Below are 16,392 nucleotides of genomic sequence, written 5' to 3'. Positions count from 1 at the left end.
GGGGGCAAGCGTCCCTCTGGTCCGATCCGTCCCCCCGGCCCCCGGACCGCCCGCCCGTCTCCGGCCGCCGGCCTCCCGGACCCCGCCACCCGCGCGGGGGACGCCGTTTTCCGCGCCATCCGTGACACGGCGATCGATCAGGATTCACTCTGCGTGCTCCAGAGTGGAAACATGCGCGACCGTTCGGGGGAGCCGGCGTGACCGCCGAACGGGTCCGCGCCGCCCCACCGACGGCCCCCGCCCGCCGCCCGCGCGTCCGGCTGCTGGCCGCCCTCGCGGTCGTCCCGCTGCTGCGGCTGGCGGTCGCGCGGTACGCCGTACCCCCGGGGGTGCCCGACCGGGCGGGATGCGACGGCTGCGGCGCGCCGATCGGCCTGGACCGGCCGCTGCCGGCGCTCGGACCGGCGGCCCGCTGCCCGTCCTGCCGGGCGCGGGTCGGCGCGGCGCCGATGGTGGTGGAGACGGCCCTGGTCGCGGCGGTTGCGGCCGTGGCGCTCACCGGCGGCCCGGCCGGCGCGCGGGTGGCGGTCGCCTGGTGGCTCGCCTGGGCGGTGCCGCTGGCCCTGGCCGACGCGGCGGTGCACCGACTCCCGGACCGGCTGACCTGGCCGGCGGCGGCCGGGGTGTGGGTGCTGCTCGGGGTGGCCGGGCTGGCCGGTTCCGGCCCGGCGCCCTGGCTGCGGGCCACCGCGGCCGGGCTCGCCCTCGGCGCGGGCTTCGCGGCGACCACCCTGCTGCTCGGCCGGCGTGGGTTCGGCCTCGGCGATGCCAAGCTGGCGCTCGGCGCCGGGGCGCTGCTCGGCTGGTACGGCTGGCCGGTGCTGGTGGCGGGGCTGGTGCTCGCGGTCACTCTGTCCGCCGTGGCCGGCCTGGCGCTGCTGGCGGCCCGCCGGGTCCGCTGGTCCAGCCACCTGCCCTTCGGCCCGTTCCTCATCCTCGGCACCGCCGTCACCCTCGTCCTGACGACGTGAGGGCCGGCGGGGGCGAGCGGGTCAGCGCCGGGCGGGCCGGACCGCCGGTCGGGTCGCGGCGCGGCGGACCCGGCGGCGCATGACGTCGGCCACCGGGCGGGCCAGCACCGGCGTGAGCAGGGTGCCGACCAGCACGCCGAGCAGCAGCCCGGCGGCCACGTCGTGCGGGTAGTGCACGCCGACGAAGGTGCGGGAGACCGCGGCCAGCACGGCGAGGGGGACGGCCACCAGGCCGATCCGGCGGTGCAGCAGCAGCGTGGTGGCGGCCAGCGCGCCCGCGATGGTGGCGTGGTTGCTCGGGAATGACCAGTCGCCGGCCGGCGGGCAGTGCCCGGCCACGATGACCAGGTCGACCGGGCTACGGCAGGGCCGGTCCTCGGCGATCAGGGTCTTCAACCCCTCACTCGAGGCGTACGCGCAGACCACCGCGACCGGGGCGGCCAGGGCGAGCGCCCGGGCGCGGAGGTCGCCGCCGACCAGCCGGGCCAGCGCGGCCAGCACCAGCAGGACCCCGAGCAGGACGATCGCCCCCTCGGTGAAGTGCAGCGCGAACCAGTGCACCGGTTCCGGTGTGCGGTCGGCGAACTCGACGATGTCGTGGTACCAGTCGGCACTGACATCCGGGACGTCTGTCACCAGGGCGTCGGTCATGAATCACCTCACCAACTGTTCATACTCCGTTCACCTGGAGGGTGGTGGGGGAATGACTGTGGGGGGACCGAAGTCTCAGGCGCCGTCGACGTACCGACCTCGGGAGGGACCCGTGCCGCACCGCCCTCAGGGCGACGAGAGTTGGCGGATCCGCCGTACCGGGGCGGACCCCGACCGGCTGGCGCACCACGGCGAACGGCTCCGGGTGACCGGGGCGGCGCCGGTCAGCCGGCCGATGCCGCCGGTGCCGGACCCCGGGCCCGAGCCGCCGTCACCACCCGGCCGCCGGCCGGCCCGGCGCGCTCAGGCGGAGGTGGGCGGCGCCGGCTGACTCGGCACGCCCGACATGCGCCCGACGATCTCCTCCAGCGCCTCGAAGGCGTACGCCCAGTTGTGGCACTTGAAGCTGCGCAGCCCCTCGATCGGCGTGCGGCAGTCGGCGCAGTGCACCCCGGGGATGGCCTCCGGCACCTCGGTGTTGACGTACTTGCGCTCGCCGAGGATGACCCGCGCGATCATCCCGCGGTCATGCACCCCATGCAGCGCGGAGGAGACGATGTCGTACCAGTTCACCCGGCGACCGCACTTCGGACAGTCCGGCTCGTCGCCGCTCACCCACAGCGGGGCGCCGATGCTCCGTGCCGGCATGTTCAGCAGCTTCTCCAGGCGGCGCACGTCCGACTCTGGGGTGGTCCAGCAGTGCCGGCCCGGCAGCGAGGCGGGCGAATCGTAGACGGCGCGGAACACCACCGGGTCGACCTCCACGGTCTCCCGTCCACTGGTCATCGGTACCTCCTCGGCTCGGCTGGTTACACCGTCGTACCAGGTGAACGCCGCCGACAACCGGATCACGGACACGACGGGCCAGCGGTGTGTCGCCAGGACGGGACCGCCCGCCCGGGGTTCGGGTCCTCCGGGCGGGCGGCGGCCGGGGTCAGCTCCGGGTGACCAGACCGGCGTCGACGACGTACTCGCCACCGGCGTGGGCCTCGAACTCGGCGCTCGCGGCGAGCAGGGTCGGATCCCACTGGTACGCCGTCACGAGGTCCGAGTCGGTGGCGTCGTCACCCACGTTCCCGGCGGTCCGGTCGTACTGGTTGGTGGCCTCCACCCGCACCTCGTAGAGCAGCTCGGTCCGGGCCATGATGGACCAGGTGCCGTCCGGGTTCACGCTGGCCGAGCCGCCGCCGATCGTGTCTCCCTGCCGGGCCCAGAGGGTCACCTGGAGCACGCCGTCCGGGCCGATGCCCGGCTCGCCCTCCTCGCGCTGCCCGTCGCCGTCCAGGTCGTGCCAGACGACGCCGCGGATGACGCAGGTGCCCGCGATGGCCACCGTCACCGAACCGGTGTTGTTGCCGGTGTTCGACTCCCGCTTGTCGGGGGCGATGGTCGCGGTGATCGGCACGGTGGTGCCCGGCGTCGCTCCGGCCACCACGAACGGCACGAACAGCTGACTGCGCTGCCCGGCCAGCAGCGCCGCGTGCGCGCACGAGTAGCTGGTCGCGCTCGCCACCGTGCAGGTCCAGCCCGTGTCGGCGTCCGGGGTCGTGGTGCGCAGGCCGGCGGGCACCGAGACGGTGAGCTTGACCGGGCCCGAGTCGCCGTTGCCGTAGTTGCGCAGGTCGATCCGCGTGGAGAAGGTCTCACCCTCCGCCGGGTTGAGCGGGTTGGTCATCACGAGGTCGACAAGCAGGTCGGGCTGGGTCTTCCCGGCCGCCACCGCGTCGGCCGGAAGAGCCGCGGCGCCGAGGGCGAGGGCGGCCAGGATGGTGGGCACGACACGTCGGAGCGAGCGGGACAGGGAGTGCGGTCGCATGACTTCCTCACGTCGGGCTGACGGCCCGACCGGACGGCGGACCGCGGAGATCAACTGTCTCCACTCATCCGGCGTCATCGATCCACACCGCGTTACGCGGCCCTCCGGCCATTCAGGTCAGGCTGCGCCGCTGATCTCCGCCCCCTGCCTGGCTGTCGGGATTGCTAGGCTCCGCGCCATGTTTTCGGGCGATGCGGATGCTGACCTGCGGCAGATGGCCGACGATGCGACCTTTCCGCACCGCGATGCCGCCCGGCACGCGGTGCGGTTCCGGGCCTCCGGCGACGTGGCGGACCTGGTTGCCGTCCACGACGATCCGCACCCGTGCGGGATGACCGACGTGGTGTTCGCCATGGCGGGATCGAAGCGGCCCTGGCTCAACTGGGTGCCGATGCCGAGCGAGGCGATCAGCAACATCGCCAACGAAGTCGGTGGCCGCCGGGCGCGCGGCGAGCAGCTCGAACTCAGCGGCCTCGGACTGTCCGCGGCGGAGCCGGCCAGCGCCATGACCGCCTGCCGCAGGGTCGCCGGCCCGATCGACATCGGTATCGCCGAGTTCCCGCCCCCCGACATCCGGACACCCGTACGGCCCGGCCGGTACGCGGTGTGGCGGTACGACGGCACAGAGCCGCTGCCCGCTGGGCCGGTGCCGTCGGCCACCGCAGTCGGGCTGGTGCAGGAAGTCGCGGGCGAGCCGTGGCAGTCGCCGCTGTCGGGGTACGTGAAGGCCGCCCCGCTCGGCGAGCTGCCGCTGAACGACCTGCTCGGGCTACTTGCGCACCTGCCCGGCCCGCCGGACACCGCGCGCTGGCAGCACCTCGCCAAATCGACGCCGACGTACTGGTACCGGCTCATGCAGCCGTGGGTGTGCCTCGGCATCCTGCATCATGCCAAGGACGAGCCGTGGCCAACCTCGACCCGACGCGAGGTGCTGGTGGACCTCGCCTTCGGCGTCGAGGACTGGGTCGCCGACGCCGCGCTGTTCGCGCTCGTCACCGCCGCCTACCGGGAGCCGGACCTACGGCCGGAGGTACGCCAGCTCGTCCGGGCCCGGCTCGACGCGGCGGTGGCGGCGAACCGGCTGGTCACCATCGAGGAATCACTGGCGCGGCTGATGCTCCTCACGCCCGGTTGCCGTCAGGACGACCGGGCGCTGGCAACGGCCGTGTTGGCCCGTGCGGAGCAGGACGACGAAGAGGACGAGGAACCGCCGGCAGCGCCGGTTGCGAAACGGCGCTGGTGGCAGCGGGGCAGTTAGTGAGCGAACGGGCTGTGGTGGGCCGCCAAGGGCTCAAACCCTGAACCTGTGGATTGCCGGCGAGCCGGCCGGATCCGGTGCCGTCCGAGGTCATGCGGCCTGGCTTTCAGGGGCTGTGCCAGATCTACCGCAACGAGGCCCGGCACCAGGAATTACGCCCCGAAGCGATCGACGACGGCTGCTGCCCGAGAATGGATGCCGACCCCATCCAGGACCCGCGGATGCAGCAGTGACCGGCGGTGAGCGAGGACAGACGATGACGCAGGTGGACACGGCGGAACCCGGGCAGGGCGGCGCCGGCCGCCGGGACACCGGCGCCGGGACCTCGCTCCCGCGCATCCGCCGGGCGATACGCGCCGCCTCCCGGCCGGCCCCCTGGAAGCGCGGCCGGGTGCTCGCGGCGCTGGCGCTGCTGCTGGGGCTGTTCATGCTGCTGCACGCGCAGATCCCGAACCGGATCGGGAACCTCGGCAGCCTGGTGGAGACCTTCCTGCCGTGGTTCGGTCTGTTCATCCCCGTACTGCTGATCGGGGCGCTCTGGCGCCGCTCCGCCTCCGCGGTGGCCGCGCTGCTGCTGCCGGTCATGGTGTGGCTGAACCTCTTCGGCGGGCTGCTCGGCGACAAGTCCCACCCGGGCGGCGACCTCACCGTGGCCGAGCACAACGTCGGCGCCAACAATCCCGACCCGGCCGGCGCCGCCCGCGACCTGGCCGCCTCCGGGGCCGACCTGCTGGCCCTGGTGGAGCTGACCCCGGAGGACCGGGGCACGTACGAGAACGAACTGGCGAAAACGTACCCCTACCACACCGTGCAGGGCACGGTCGGGCTGTGGAGCAAGCTGCCGCTGTCGGACACCCAGCCGGTCGACACCAAGATGGACTACGGGCCGCTGGCGGACACCAAGCCGGCCGACATCAAGATGTCCTACAACCGGGCGCTGCGCACCACGGTGACCACGAACCAGGGTCCACTGGCGGTGTACGTAGCCCACCTGGGGTCTGCACGGGTGAATCCCAGGGCGGGCTTCTGGACGGCCCACCGGGACAGAAACGCGCAGGCGCTCGGCGAGGCCATCGCCGCCGAGCAGAACGAGCGGATGGTGCTGCTCGGCGACCTGAACGGCACCATGGACGACCGCGCGTTCGACAGCATCACCTCGCAGCTGCGCTCGGTCCAGGACACGGCCGGGAACGGCTTCGGCTTCACCTGGCCGGCACAGTTCCCGGCGGTGCGGATCGACCAGATCCTGGTGAGAGGCGTGAAGCCGGAGAGCTCGTGGGTGCTGCCGGCCAGCGGCAGCGACCACCTGCCGGTAGCGGCCCGAATCACGCCCTGATCAAAGGCCTTCCGAGGCTCGGTCAGGGTCGCTGACCGACGTGTGAGTGGGCCGCCAGGGACTCGAACCCCGAACCTATGGATTGCCGCGAGCCGGCCGGATCGGGTGCGGTGCGAGGCCATCCGTCCTGTCCATGCCCGCTGGCCCGCCGCCGCCCGGTGCGGTTGCTGTCGGCGGCTGTCGGTCATCGGCCAGCAGTGCCCTGTTGGGCCGGTCGCCTACGGGCAGCGCAGGAGCGGCCTGGAAAACCTGCAGGTGGCAAGATGGGCGATCCGAGTTTGTCGGCGCGACCGGTGCGCCCCGCCGCTCTCTAGGAGAAGTGGGGGCGGGGCGCTCCCGTGTCTACATGCGAGCTTGGCGGCGGCCTGCGATTGTGCCGGCCGCAAGCGTGATCACCATGACTGCCGCGAGAATAAGGATCGCGGTGATGGAGATATCTAGTGGCCACCCCGCTTGTTTGGAACAGAGCAGATAGGTGGCTTGTGCCAAGGCCGGCGCCAGGAGAAGCACCGAGGCGACGATGGGCATCCGTGCATCGACCGGCGCGGTGATGACGGCCAGTGCGGCGAACGCGCACAGGGACATCAGTGGTGCGTCCGACCAGCCGTTGATCGGGCTCGGCGCCAAAGCGACGACTGCCAGTGCCCCGAGGACGGGCCAGGTCCACGGTTTGGTTACGGGCGTTCGGGGTGCGCGGAGCAGTGGCAGCAACGCCAGCGAAGCCAGCAGCGCTGGCCAGAACTGGGGAAGCATTGCGTCCTGGAGGTCATAAACCGACGAGAACCAGAACGACAGGTCCCACCCATTTGCCGACAAATGTTGCGCGGCCACGGTCAAGATCGCCGCAGCGAATGCCAGCCGGTAGCTACCCCACGCCGCAGCGAAGAGCGCGATGGTCAGCAGCGCCGGAATGACGATGAACCACCATGCGCCGGGGTTGTATGGGCCCTCCGACAGCATCGTCACCAAGACCCCGATCGGGCCTCCGGCCCGCTGCGTCAGGCCGTACACGAGCAGGGACAGCGCGGACAGCCGCAGCGCGGAGTATCCCAGCGCCGATCGCGAGCCGAGACGGTCAACACCGGTGCGGGCGCGTAGCCCTCCGACCACGAGCGCCACCGCTTCTCGAAGGTTCAGCCGCCGCTCGCCAGCCGTGGCGAGCAGGGTTTCGAGCATCTCGTCGGCCCGATACTGCCGGTAGGCGCGGGGATAAGCCCGCAGTAGCCACCGGTAACGGCGCTCCAGCTCAGTCATGCCGGCACCACCCAACCCGCCGCAGGCGTCGAGCGGACGGAACGGTTACGAACGACGCTCGCCGCCGCAGCCATCCGCTCCGCTTCCGCACGCAGCGCGGACATACCTCGCTGGGTCAGCTCGTAGGTACGGCGGGCACGGCCGTTGACCACCGCTTCCTCGGCCACCCGCACCATCTCTTCACCGGTGAGTCGGTCCAGAGCGGCGTAGAGGGTGCCCGTCGTGAGGCGCACCCGCCCGTCGGACAACTCCTGCGCCCGCTTGACGATCGCGTAGCCGTGCAGGGGTTCGTCCTGCAACGCGGCCAAGATGAAGTAGGTGGGTTCGCGCATCGACGCGAAGGACTTGGTCATGTCGTCGACATAAGCAGATGATCGACGCATAGGTCAAGACCTGACGTGCGCGACGACGCGGAGTGGTTGGCTTACTCGACCGCTGACCGGTCTACTGCTGTTCTTCACTGCTGTGCCGGCCCGCTCACGGCAACAGCGACCCCGGTCGGGGCCGCTGACCTGCGGAGGAGTGGGCCGCCAGGGACTCGAACCCTGAACCTATGGATTAAAAGTCCACAGCTCTGCCATTGAGCTAGCGGCCCGTCCGACCAGGCTACCGGAACCCGCCCGCGCGGGGCTTCCGGCTTCCGCCCCCTGTCGATCTTCGGACTCCCGCCAGCTCGCCGACCTGGCGGGAGAGCGCCTGCGACCGGCGGGCATGACGACGCCCGCCTGGGGAACCGGAACACGCATGAGGGTGAGCAGCACGGCGGCCGTGGCGGCGTCCAGCGAGGTGGCCGGGGACGACGGAGTGCGCCGACCCGGTGGGGAGGTCCACGCCTGGCTGCCGGGCCAGAACCAGACGGTCTGCGGGCTCCAGCTCAGCCGCACCCGGCTGCGCCGCTTCCCCCACGTGCCCTTCGACTATTCGGACACCGACGTGCTCACCGAGGCGGACCCCGAGGGCTACGTCTGCCCCCGCTGCCTGGCCGCCACCCAGGGGCGACGCGAAGGCGAGAAGGGCTGGGCGCGGACGAACCCCCGTCCGTGAGCGGTTGCTGTCCGCTTCAACGGGTACGGCACCGGTATGCGCATCGTGATCGTGGGGGCCAGCGGCAACGTGGGGACGGCTCTGCTGCGGCGGCTGCGGCGGGAGTCCGGGGCGGAGCTGGTCGGCGTGGCCCGCCGGTTGCCCGGGCCGGACGCCGGTGAGCCGTACGACGGGGTGGAGTGGCACTCCTGCGACGTCGGGGCGCCGGACGCGGTGGAGAAGTTGGCTGCGGCCTTCGCCGGGGCGCGGTCCGTGGTGCACCTGGCCTGGCAGATCCAGCCCAGCCACGACCAGCGCACCCTGCACCGGACCAACGTCGGCGGGAGCCGCGCGGTGTTCGAGGCGACCGTCCGGGCGGGTGTCCCCGCCCTCGTGTACGCCTCGTCGGTCGGCACCTACGCGCCCGGCCCGAAGGACCATCCGGTGAGCGAGAACTGGCCGGCGACCGGGGTGGAGACGTCGTCGTACAGCCGGGACAAGGCCGAGGTGGAGGCGTTGCTGGACGGGGTGCGGCGGGAGCGCCCGGAACTGCGGGTGGTCCGGCTGCGGCCGGGGCTGACCTTCCAGCGGGACGCCGGCACGGAGATCCGCCGCTACTTCATCGGGCCGCTGGCGCCGGTGTGGCTGCTCCGGTACGGCCGGATCCCGCTGGTCCCGACGAACCGGCGGCTGCGCATGCAGGCGGTGCACGCCGACGACGTGGCCGACGCGTACGCCCGGGCGGTGCTCGGTGACGCGCACGGCGCCTTCAACGTGGCCGCGGACCCGGTGCTGACCCCGGAGCTGCTGGCCCGGCACTTCCACGGCTGGACGGTGCCGGTGGCCACCCCGGTGCTGCGCGCGGCGGCGGCGCTGACCTGGCGGGCGCGGCTGCAACCGGTCGACACCGGCTGGGTGGACCTGGCGTTGAACGCCCCGCTCATGTCGAGCGAGCGCGCCGAGCGGGAACTGGGCTGGACGCCCCGGGTCGACAGCGTCACCGCGCTGAAGGAGCTGTTCGAGGGCATGTCCCACGCCACCGGCACCACCTCCCCGCCGATGTCGGCGGACCCGACCCTCCCCGGCCGCCCGACGGCCCTCCTGAAGGCCCGCCTCCCCGGCCACCCGAACCCCTACTGATCGCTCACCGCGTCAAGCGGGACGACGACACCGTGGGTGGGTGGGCACCTAGGAAGAAGATGCCGGGGTAGCCCTGTGTCTCGAAGCCCTTGCTGGGGTTGTGGCGGAGGGTCGAGGCGTCGATCCTCATGGTGCCGGTGCGGTTGTTGCTGACGAAGAAGATGGCGCCGCCGCCCTCGTTCGCCGCGTTGTCCTCGATGATCGTGCCGGCGATCCGGACGGTGAACTCGTTGCCGTCGCAGTAGATCGCGCCGCCGCTGCCGCCGCCGGGGGTGCCGGACCGGGACGGGTTCGCCCCGCTGCCGACCGCCCGGTTGTCGCGGAACACGCTGTTCAGCACGGTCCAGGAGACGCCGATGCTGCTGGTCGCCGCGCCGTTCGCGCAGACGCCACCGGTGAAGGTGCTGTTCACGACGTACACCGGTTTGTTGTCGTGCTGGCTGAGCACGCGCAGCGCGGCGCCGCCGAGGTCCGGCCCGGTCCGGTCGCAGCGGTTGTCCACGAAGCGGGTGTTGACCACCTTGAGCCGGCCACCGCGTACGAAGATCGCGCCGCCCCCGCCGCCCTCGGTCCGGTCGCCGGTGGAGTTGCCGTCGGCGAAGGTCAGGTTCTGCACGGTGAGCTGCGGGTGGTCCTGGTTCTGGCAGTGCGAGGTGGTCCAGCCCTGGGCCTGGTCGCAGGTGTTCTGGTAGAGGATCCGGCGCTCGCCGCCGCCGCTGAGGGTGACCTTGCCGCCACCGTCCAGCACGACCCGCGGGCCGTGCGAGTTGACCACCTTCGCGGTCGCCTTCATCCGGATGGTCACCGGGGCCGCCCCGCAGTCGAAGGTGATGATCCCGCCGGCCGCCACGGCCTTCACCACCGCCGCCGAGGTGCAACTCGCCGGTGTGCCGGTGCCGACCGTACGGGTCGGCCGCGACGTGTCCACGGCCCGCGCCTCGGCGGGCACGGCGGCGTGCCCGTCCGGGTTGCCGGCCCGGGACGCCGCCGCTGCGGGAGCGGCGCTGGGCTTGGCGGTGCCGAGACCGGCTCGGGCGCTCGGGCCGCCGGTCGGGGGCGGCGTCGGGCCGGCGGCGGTGCCGGTGGTGGCGGCGACCGGCGCGGGCGAGCCCGTCGGCTGGTCACCTCCGCACGCGGGCAGGGCCGCGGTGGCGAGACCGAGGACGAGGAGGGCGACAGCGGACTTCACGCGCACCGCCCGATGCTAGGAGGACCGGCCGCCGCCGCACGACTCCGGACGGGATCCTTAACCCGCCGCTAAGCCGCGTCAGGCGTGGGACAGCGCGAACGCGACCAGGAAGCCGAGGACGGTGATCAGGCCGACCAGCAGGTGGGCGTCCTCGTACGCCTCCGGAACCATGGTGTCGGTGATCATCGCGAGGATCGCGCCGCCCGCGAGCGCGGTGATGCCGGCCAGCAACCCGGGCGGGGCGCCGCCGAGCAGCGCGTACCCGGCCAGGGCCGACGCGCCGGAGACCAGGGCGATCGCCGTCCAGAGCAGGAAGACGTAGCGGCGGGTCCGGCCCGCCTGGCGCATGCCGGCCGCGCTGGACAGGCCCTCGGGCACGTTGCTGAGGAAGACCGCGAGCACCGTGACCAGGCTGACCGGGCCGCCGGCCAGCAGGCTCGCGCCGATCACGACCGATTCCGGTACGCCGTCCAGCACCGCGCCGACCGCGATGGCGGCGCCGGAACCGGGCTGCTCCTGTTCGGAGGGCTGCTCGTCGCCGGAGCGCTTGCGGTGCCGCGCCCCGCGCCGGGCCAGCAGGATGTTCGCCCCCGTGTAGGCGAGCGCCCCGAGCGTTGCGCCGATCACCACCGGCTTCAGCCCACCCTGCTCGTGCGCCTCGGCGATCAGCTCGAACGAGACCGCCGAGAGCAGCACCCCGGCGCCGAACGCCATGACCGAGGCGACGGCCCGCCGCGGCACCCGCGCGAAGTATCCGACGACCGCCCCGATGAGCAGGGCGGATCCGGCCACCAGCCCCCAGAATCCCGCTTCCAACCACTCCGGCACCCGCAGGACCCTACCCCGAGCCGGAGATCGGAAACGGGCTCAGAAATCGGCGAACAGGTAGGGCAGCGCCCGCGGGAAGATCCGGCGCAGCTCGGCGGCCGCGTCGACCGGCACCTCGCCGAGCCCGCGCACGGCCACCTCGGCCGGGTCGAGCACCCCGTACGCCAGGGCGGAGAGCCCGGCGGCGGTGAGCCGCGCGGTCGGCACGGTGCCGGCGGCGGCGGTGTCCCCGGGGAGCACCTCCAGCGTGCCGGTGTCGCCGTCGAGCAGGTGGGTGCCGGCGAGCCAGCGGTCGCCGACCAGTTCGACGGCGACCCGGCCGGTCCCGGCGGGCCGGCCGGCGAGCGCGTCCAGGCTGAGCAGTCGGGCCATCGGGGCGGACGAGCCGGGCCGGGCCACCCGCGCCTCGACGTGCACGGCGAGGTCGGTGAGCCACAGCTCGGGCATCTCGTCGGCGGGAAGCTCGACGCTGATCCGCTCCACCTGGTCGACGTGGCGGGCGAAGAACTGGAGCAGCGACGCCCGGGCGTACGGGTCGCCGGCCAGTAGATCGTCGGCGATCAGCGCGCCGCCGTGGTCGTCGATCCGGTAGGTGACCGCGCCGACCGTCTCGCCGTCCCGGACGGCGGTGAGCAGCCAGCGGTCGTCCCGGTCACGCAGCCCCACCGCCCGGAAGTCGGGGAAGATCGCGAACCCGTGCCGCTCGCGCAGGCAGCGTTCGGTGTACGCCCGCCACCGTTCGTAGCCGGCGCCGACCCGCTCCCACACCACCTCGCCGGGCAGCTCGGCCCGGAGCAGCGGGGCCAGGTCCGCTGGGGAGAAGACCGCGGTACGCCGCCGGGGCAGCCCGACGTAGCCGAAGCGCTCGTAGAACGAGGCGCGGAACGGGTAGAGCGCGCTCAGCGGGTGCCCCTCGTCCCGCATCTCGTCGAGAAGCCGGTGCAGCAGCGTCCGCACGTGCCCGCGCCGGCGGGCCAGCGGATGGGTGGACACCCCGGCGACGCCGGCCATCGGCAGCACGGCCCCGCGCAGGTTCTGCCGCATCGGGACCGCCGAGACGGCGGCCGTGGTGACCCCGTCCTCCTCGACGACCAGCGTCCGGTTGCCCGCGTTGTACGGCAGGTACTCGCGGAACTCCTCCGTCCGTGACGCGGCCATCGGCGATGCCTCGAAGGCGTACGCCTGGAGCGGGAAGCTGGTGGTCAGGCGTTCCTCGGCGGCCAACCGGCGAATGCGCATCCGCTCATCCCAACCCGACCGGCCGGATGGCGCAACCCGATTCGGGCGGGGTCAGGCCTCGGTGACGTCGGAGACCACCACGGTGACGTTGTCCGGCGCGCCGGCCTGGTGGGCGAGCTTCACGAGCTGCTCGCCGCACTGCTGCCGGTCACTGTAGGTGACCAGCGCCGAGGTGATGGCGGCGTCCTCCACGTAGTCGGAGAGGCCGTCGCTGCACAGCAGCAGCCGGTCGCCGGCGAACACGGTGAGCACCCCGACGGCCGGCGGCGCGTCCGAGCCCTGCACCGCCCGGGTGACGAGGGAGCGTTGCGGGTGGTGGCGGGCCTGGTCGGGGGAGAGCGCGCCCTGGTCGACCAGCGCCTGCACGAAGGTGTCGTCCCGGGTGAGCTGGGTCAGCTCGGTGTCCCGCAGCAGGTAGCAGCGGGAGTCACCGACCTGGGCGAGGACCAGGGTGTCGCCGGCGAGCAGGGCGGCGGTCAGCGTCGTACCCATGCCGTCGCGCGCCGGGTCGACGGTGATGGCCGCGCGGATGCGCTGGTTTGCGGTGCTCACCACGGCGCGCAGCGCGTCGGCGGCCCCGTCCGGAGCGGTCGGCGGGGTCAGCTCGTCCAGGATGCGGATGACGATCTCGCTGGCCACCTCGCCGGCGGGGAGGCCGCCCATGCCGTCGGCCACCGCCACGAGGCGGTCACCGGCGAGGGCGGAGTCCTCGTTGTTGGTCCGGACGAGGCCGACGTCGTTCAGGATGGCCGAGCGGAGGATCAGCGTCATGGAGACAAGCTTGCCAAGAACATCGGCTCCGCGTCTCTACGCACTGCTGGGTCTGCTGAAAGAAATGTCGTCGGCTTGCACACGCGGTATGTATCAACCATCCATTGTGGTCGTTCGCGGGTAGCGCAGCAGCAGGCTCGCCCGCACCTCCTCGTCGCCCACGGCGGCGTAGCTGTGCGGCACGTCGGAGGTCCAGCGGAGGTATTCCCCCGGGCCGGCGGTCGTCGGGGCGTCCACCGGGCCGGCGCGGAGCACGCCGGCGAAGACGGTGACGTGTTCGGTCACGCCGGCCTGGTGCGCGGGGGAGAGCTGCGCGGGACCCGGGCGGACCCGCATCCGGTAGAGCTCGTAGGTCGCGTCGGTGTCGCTGAAGACCTCCAGCAGGGTGGCCCCCACCGCGGCGCCGCGGACGGTCGGCGTCTCCGCCGGCCCGGAGAGTACGGCGGTGAGCGGCACGCCGAGCTGGGCGGTGATCGCGTACAGGGTCTCCAGGGTGGGGTTGCGGGTGCCGTTCTCCAGGCCGGAGAGGGTGGCCTTCCCGACGCCGGCCAGCCGGGCGAGCGTGGACAGGGACATCTCCCGCTCCTCGCGGAGGGCGCGGATCCGCCGGCCGACGGCTTCGGCGGTCCGGTCACCGGCTGGTGGGGCAGCTGCCATGCGGCTATCGTGCTACATCGGCCCGTTCCGTAAACGGAACGGTGGGTGAGGGGGAGAGCATGGCCGGTCGACTGCAACCCGTCCTGGCCGGCGTGGTGACCGCACTCGTCGGCTTCGCCAGCTCGTTCACGGTTGTGCTCGCCGGGCTGCGCGCGGTGGGCGCGGACCAGGCACAGGCGGCCTCCGGCCTGCTCGCCCTCTGCGTGGCCAGCGGCTGCTGCGCCGTCTGGCTCGGTCTGCGGCACCGGCTGCCGCTGGCCATCGCCTGGTCCACCCCGGGCGCCGCCCTGCTCGTCGCCACCGGGCCGGTGCCCGGCGGGTGGCCGGCGGCGGTCGGCGCCTTCCTGCTCACCGGCGCGCTGATCGTCGCGGCCGGGCTCGTCCCCGCGCTCGGTCGGGCCGTCGCCGCGATCCCCGCGCCGATCGCCAGCGCCATGCTCGCCGGAGTGCTGCTGCCGCTCTGCACCGCGCCCGTCCGGGCGCTGGTCGAGGTGCCCCGGCTGGCCGGGCCGGTGGTGCTCGCCTGGCTCCTGCTGCACCGCTTCGCCCGCCGCTGGGCGGTGCCCGGCGCGCTCGCCGTGGCGGTGGTGGCGATCGCGCTGACCGCGTCCGGGCCGGCCCGGATCGACGCCGCCCCGGCCGTCGTGCTGACCGCGCCCGCCTGGACGCTGCCCGCGATCGTCGGGCTGGCGCTGCCGCTGTTCCTGGTCACCATGGCCGCGCAGAACGTGCCGGGAACGGCCGTGCTGGCCGGCTACGGCTACCGGGCCCCGCTGGGCTCCGCGCTCCGCGTGACCGGGCTCGCCACCGCGCTCGGCGCGCCGGCCGGCGGGCACGCGGTGAACCTGGCCGCGATCACCGCCGCGCTGGCGGCCGGCCCCGACGCCCACCCCGACCCGGAGCGACGCTGGATCGCCTCGGTCACCGCGGGCATCGGCCTGGCGCTGCTCGGCCTGGGCGCCGGCGTGGCGACCGCCCTGGTGCTGCTCTCCCCGCCGGTCCTGGTCGAGGCCGTGGCCGGGCTCGCGCTGCTCGGCGCGCTGGCCGGCGCGGTCGCGGCGGCGGTTGCCGAGCCGGACGCCCGGGAGGCCGCCGTGGTCACGCTCGTGGTCACCGCCTCCGGGGTGAGCCTGCTCGGCGTGGGCGGCGCGTTCTGGGGGCTGGTCGCCGGCTGGCTGATGCTCCTGCTGTTCCGCCGCCGTCGCCCGGCCACGCCACCGGTGGCCGAGCCCGCACCGGAACCGGCCGCCCCGGCCCGGGCCGGCTGATCAGGCGACGCCTTCCGCCTCGACGCCGATCTCCATGATCCGCAGGCGGACGCCGGTGACGTTCTGCTCGACCATCCGCCGGAGCGCCCGCGCCTGCTCCAGCGTGTCGAGGACGACCAGCGCGTGGCTGAGGTCGGGCTCGTCGTCGTCCACGCCCCACCAACCCCGGACGAAGCCCGGGCTCTGCCGGGTCACCTCGGCCATGTGCGCGAACTGGGCGGCCCGTGCGGCCGCCTCGGTCGGCGTGCCGCCCTGCTCTCCGATCACCATCCACATGCCGCCCACCGTAGGCGCGGAGTCACTCCTCCGGGGGGAGTTCGCCGGCGGGGACGGTGAGGCGTACGCCGTCGTCGGTGACCGCCGCGATCCGGTCGGCCAGCACGTAGACCGCACCGGTGCGGGCCAGTTCGGTGGAGACCTTGAGGTAGCCCTCGCGCAGCAGCCGGGCGGCCAGGTCGGCCGGAACGTCCGGCTCCTCGGCGGCCGCCGACTCGATCAGCTCGTCCAGGCTGCTGCCCGGGTCCACCGGGGCGGGCGCCTGCACGGTCACGGCGGCCGGGTCGCCGCGCTGGACGAGATCCACGGTGCCCACCTCCGCGCCGGTGGAGTCGACCACCCGCATGCCGGTGGTGACCCGGGAGACGCTGTCCTGCTGCTGGCTCATACAGGCGCGGTTCCCGAGGCGCGCGGGCGCTAAACGGGCGGAGCCCAGCCGCTCGGCGGGCGGGGGGACAGCTCCCGCCAGGTGTCCGGCCCCTCCAGCAGCGCCCGGACCGTTTCCTCGGCCTGCTCGACGCTGGCGTACTCGTAGAACTTGGAGACCCCCTCGGCGCCGCCGGCGCGCTGCTCGACGTGCCAGCGGTCGCCGTCGACCCGGAGGAAGACGTCCCGCCGGGCCAGCCGCCCCCATTTCCCGTTCCACCAGTGCCTGCGCTGCTCCATGCCGGGACTCTATCGAACATGTGTTCGACACACGTCGGCCCCCGCGGGA

Annotated in this window: 21 protein-coding genes and 1 tRNA gene; 7 read left to right on the top strand and 15 right to left on the bottom strand. The window is 73.5% G+C overall.

All coding sequences use genetic code 11. The features are described 5' to 3' along the window. Positions 1–197 precede the first annotated feature (197 nt). Positions 198–971: a prepilin peptidase gene (locus tag ACFYPD_RS10540; protein ID WP_387111184.1), complete on the top strand. Its 774-nt coding sequence runs from the start codon at positions 198–200 to the stop codon at positions 969–971. Between the two features lie 21 nt (positions 972–992). Here ACFYPD_RS10540 and ACFYPD_RS10535 read toward each other — a convergent pair whose 3' ends face one another. Beyond that, complete coding sequence (locus tag ACFYPD_RS10535; RefSeq protein WP_387111182.1) at positions 993–1,622, bottom strand: phosphatase PAP2 family protein; 630 nt, start codon at positions 1,620–1,622, stop codon at positions 993–995. A 112-nt stretch (positions 1,623–1,734) separates the two neighbouring features. Here ACFYPD_RS10535 and ACFYPD_RS10530 point away from each other — a divergent pair, with 112 nt between their 5' ends. Continuing rightward, the gene (locus ACFYPD_RS10530) at positions 1,735–1,953 is read left to right on the top strand and encodes a hypothetical protein (protein WP_387111179.1); all 219 of its coding nucleotides are present in this window, start codon (positions 1,735–1,737) and stop codon (positions 1,951–1,953) included. Here ACFYPD_RS10530 and ACFYPD_RS10525 read toward each other — a convergent pair. The 3 genes from ACFYPD_RS10525 to ACFYPD_RS10515 all read right to left on the bottom strand — a co-directional run bounded on the left by ACFYPD_RS10525 (position 1,926) and on the right by ACFYPD_RS10515 (position 3,760). Then, complete coding sequence (locus tag ACFYPD_RS10525) at positions 1,926–2,408, bottom strand: hypothetical protein (protein ID WP_387111176.1); 483 nt, start codon at positions 2,406–2,408, stop codon at positions 1,926–1,928. The two genes, ACFYPD_RS10530 and ACFYPD_RS10525, sit on opposite strands and share 28 nt — an antisense overlap. A 148-nt stretch (positions 2,409–2,556) precedes the next feature. Then, positions 2,557–3,438, bottom strand: a complete 882-nt coding sequence (locus ACFYPD_RS10520) for an SdrD B-like domain-containing protein (RefSeq protein ID WP_387111173.1) — start codon at positions 3,436–3,438, stop codon at positions 2,557–2,559. A 112-nt stretch (positions 3,439–3,550) separates the two neighbouring features. After that, a complete protein-coding gene (locus ACFYPD_RS10515) occupies positions 3,551–3,760 on the bottom strand; it encodes a hypothetical protein (protein WP_387111171.1) in 210 nt (69 codons plus the stop codon). Between the two features lie 9 nt (positions 3,761–3,769). On the opposite strand from ACFYPD_RS10515, the gene ACFYPD_RS10510 reads away from it, so the two are divergent. Together ACFYPD_RS10510 and ACFYPD_RS10505 are read left to right on the top strand one after the other, a co-directional pair. After that, positions 3,770–4,696 carry a hypothetical protein gene (locus ACFYPD_RS10510; RefSeq protein ID WP_387111168.1) on the top strand — a complete coding sequence of 309 codons (927 nt, stop codon included), beginning with the start codon at positions 3,770–3,772 and terminating at the stop codon, positions 4,694–4,696. A gap of 256 nt (positions 4,697–4,952) precedes the next feature. Further along, positions 4,953–6,032 (top strand): endonuclease/exonuclease/phosphatase family protein, encoded by a 1,080-nt coding sequence (locus ACFYPD_RS10505; protein ID WP_387111165.1) that lies wholly within the window; start codon positions 4,953–4,955, stop codon positions 6,030–6,032. 342 nt (positions 6,033–6,374) lie between these two features. On the opposite strand, the gene ACFYPD_RS10500 is transcribed toward ACFYPD_RS10505, so the two are convergent. From ACFYPD_RS10500 to ACFYPD_RS10490, 3 genes are all read right to left on the bottom strand, one after another. Continuing rightward, the gene (locus tag ACFYPD_RS10500; protein WP_387111162.1) at positions 6,375–7,286 is read right to left on the bottom strand and encodes a hypothetical protein; all 912 of its coding nucleotides are present in this window, start codon (positions 7,284–7,286) and stop codon (positions 6,375–6,377) included. Continuing rightward, positions 7,283–7,639: a PadR family transcriptional regulator gene (locus tag ACFYPD_RS10495; RefSeq protein ID WP_387111160.1), complete on the bottom strand. Its 357-nt coding sequence runs from the start codon at positions 7,637–7,639 to the stop codon at positions 7,283–7,285. The genes ACFYPD_RS10500 and ACFYPD_RS10495 overlap by 4 nt, the downstream gene beginning before the upstream one ends. Before the next feature lie 170 nt (positions 7,640–7,809). Beyond that, positions 7,810–7,881, bottom strand: a tRNA-Lys gene (locus ACFYPD_RS10490). 149 nt (positions 7,882–8,030) lie between these two features. On the opposite strand from ACFYPD_RS10490, the gene ACFYPD_RS10485 reads away from it, so the two are divergent. Further along, positions 8,031–8,330, top strand: coding sequence for a hypothetical protein (locus ACFYPD_RS10485; protein WP_355666357.1), 300 nt, complete (start codon positions 8,031–8,033; stop codon positions 8,328–8,330). Between the two features lie 36 nt (positions 8,331–8,366). After that, complete coding sequence (locus tag ACFYPD_RS10480) at positions 8,367–9,449, top strand: NAD-dependent epimerase/dehydratase family protein (protein ID WP_387111158.1); 1,083 nt, start codon at positions 8,367–8,369, stop codon at positions 9,447–9,449. 4 nt (positions 9,450–9,453) lie between these two features. On the opposite strand, the gene ACFYPD_RS10475 is transcribed toward ACFYPD_RS10480, so the two are convergent. The 5 genes from ACFYPD_RS10475 to ACFYPD_RS10455 all read right to left on the bottom strand — a co-directional run bounded on the left by ACFYPD_RS10475 (position 9,454) and on the right by ACFYPD_RS10455 (position 14,133). Continuing rightward, entirely contained in the window at positions 9,454–10,644 is a 1,191-nt protein-coding gene (locus ACFYPD_RS10475) for a hypothetical protein (RefSeq protein ID WP_387111155.1), read from the bottom strand. Between the two features lie 72 nt (positions 10,645–10,716). Then, positions 10,717–11,466: a ZIP family metal transporter gene (locus ACFYPD_RS10470; protein ID WP_387111152.1), complete on the bottom strand. Its 750-nt coding sequence runs from the start codon at positions 11,464–11,466 to the stop codon at positions 10,717–10,719. A gap of 39 nt (positions 11,467–11,505) precedes the next feature. Next, positions 11,506–12,705 carry an enhanced intracellular survival protein Eis gene (gene eis / locus ACFYPD_RS10465; RefSeq protein WP_387111149.1) on the bottom strand — a complete coding sequence of 400 codons (1,200 nt, stop codon included), beginning with the start codon at positions 12,703–12,705 and terminating at the stop codon, positions 11,506–11,508. A gap of 51 nt (positions 12,706–12,756) precedes the next feature. Then, a complete protein-coding gene (locus ACFYPD_RS10460) occupies positions 12,757–13,476 on the bottom strand; it encodes a PP2C family protein-serine/threonine phosphatase (protein ID WP_387111146.1) in 720 nt (239 codons plus the stop codon). 93 nt (positions 13,477–13,569) lie between these two features. After that, complete coding sequence (locus ACFYPD_RS10455) at positions 13,570–14,133, bottom strand: helix-turn-helix domain-containing protein (protein ID WP_387111143.1); 564 nt, start codon at positions 14,131–14,133, stop codon at positions 13,570–13,572. A 59-nt stretch (positions 14,134–14,192) separates the two neighbouring features. Between ACFYPD_RS10455 and ACFYPD_RS10450 the strand changes: the two genes are divergently transcribed. Continuing rightward, the gene (locus ACFYPD_RS10450; RefSeq protein ID WP_387111140.1) at positions 14,193–15,401 is read left to right on the top strand and encodes a benzoate/H(+) symporter BenE family transporter; all 1,209 of its coding nucleotides are present in this window, start codon (positions 14,193–14,195) and stop codon (positions 15,399–15,401) included. Here the strand turns inward: ACFYPD_RS10450 and ACFYPD_RS10445 are convergent, their stop codons facing one another. Genes ACFYPD_RS10445 through ACFYPD_RS10435 form a run of 3 tightly spaced genes read right to left on the bottom strand, consistent with a single transcriptional unit; the run spans position 15,402 to position 16,343 of the window. Then, on the bottom strand, positions 15,402–15,677 hold the full coding sequence (locus ACFYPD_RS10445; RefSeq protein WP_387111137.1) for a hypothetical protein: 276 nt from the start codon (positions 15,675–15,677) through the stop codon (positions 15,402–15,404). A 22-nt stretch (positions 15,678–15,699) separates the two neighbouring features. Then, on the bottom strand, positions 15,700–16,065 hold the full coding sequence (locus ACFYPD_RS10440) for a hypothetical protein (RefSeq protein ID WP_387111134.1): 366 nt from the start codon (positions 16,063–16,065) through the stop codon (positions 15,700–15,702). A 29-nt stretch (positions 16,066–16,094) separates the two neighbouring features. Further along, positions 16,095–16,343, bottom strand: coding sequence for a hypothetical protein (locus ACFYPD_RS10435; protein WP_387111131.1), 249 nt, complete (start codon positions 16,341–16,343; stop codon positions 16,095–16,097). Between the last annotated feature and the right edge of the window lie 49 nt (positions 16,344–16,392).

It is taken from the genome of Micromonospora sp. NPDC005299 (assembly GCF_042872345.1).
GTDB lineage: Bacteria > Actinomycetota > Actinomycetes > Mycobacteriales > Micromonosporaceae > Micromonospora.
This window is presented reverse-complemented; position numbering and strand designations above follow the sequence as displayed.

Coding starts and splice junctions, on each gene's coding strand:
- ACFYPD_RS10500 (WP_387111162.1), bottom strand. CDS start 7,286: ATGACTGAGCTGGAGCGCCGTTACCGGTGGCTACTGCGGGCTTATCCC.
- ACFYPD_RS10525 (WP_387111176.1), bottom strand. CDS start 2,408: ATGACCAGTGGACGGGAGACCGTGGAGGTCGACCCGGTGGTGTTCCGC.
- ACFYPD_RS10450 (WP_387111140.1), top strand. CDS start 14,193: ATGGCCGGTCGACTGCAACCCGTCCTGGCCGGCGTGGTGACCGCACTC.
- ACFYPD_RS10495 (WP_387111160.1), bottom strand. CDS start 7,639: ATGACCAAGTCCTTCGCGTCGATGCGCGAACCCACCTACTTCATCTTG.
- ACFYPD_RS10435 (WP_387111131.1), bottom strand. CDS start 16,343: ATGGAGCAGCGCAGGCACTGGTGGAACGGGAAATGGGGGCGGCTGGCC.
- ACFYPD_RS10510 (WP_387111168.1), top strand. CDS start 3,770: ATGACCGACGTGGTGTTCGCCATGGCGGGATCGAAGCGGCCCTGGCTC.
- ACFYPD_RS10480 (WP_387111158.1), top strand. CDS start 8,367: ATGCGCATCGTGATCGTGGGGGCCAGCGGCAACGTGGGGACGGCTCTG.
- eis (WP_387111149.1), bottom strand. CDS start 12,705: ATGCGCATTCGCCGGTTGGCCGCCGAGGAACGCCTGACCACCAGCTTC.
- ACFYPD_RS10460 (WP_387111146.1), bottom strand. CDS start 13,476: ATGACGCTGATCCTCCGCTCGGCCATCCTGAACGACGTCGGCCTCGTC.
- ACFYPD_RS10485 (WP_355666357.1), top strand. CDS start 8,031: ATGAGGGTGAGCAGCACGGCGGCCGTGGCGGCGTCCAGCGAGGTGGCC.
- ACFYPD_RS10535 (WP_387111182.1), bottom strand. CDS start 1,622: ATGACCGACGCCCTGGTGACAGACGTCCCGGATGTCAGTGCCGACTGG.
- ACFYPD_RS10505 (WP_387111165.1), top strand. CDS start 4,953: ATGACGCAGGTGGACACGGCGGAACCCGGGCAGGGCGGCGCCGGCCGC.
- ACFYPD_RS10520 (WP_387111173.1), bottom strand. CDS start 3,438: ATGCGACCGCACTCCCTGTCCCGCTCGCTCCGACGTGTCGTGCCCACC.
- ACFYPD_RS10440 (WP_387111134.1), bottom strand. CDS start 16,065: ATGAGCCAGCAGCAGGACAGCGTCTCCCGGGTCACCACCGGCATGCGG.
- ACFYPD_RS10445 (WP_387111137.1), bottom strand. CDS start 15,677: ATGTGGATGGTGATCGGAGAGCAGGGCGGCACGCCGACCGAGGCGGCC.
- ACFYPD_RS10455 (WP_387111143.1), bottom strand. CDS start 14,133: ATGGCAGCTGCCCCACCAGCCGGTGACCGGACCGCCGAAGCCGTCGGC.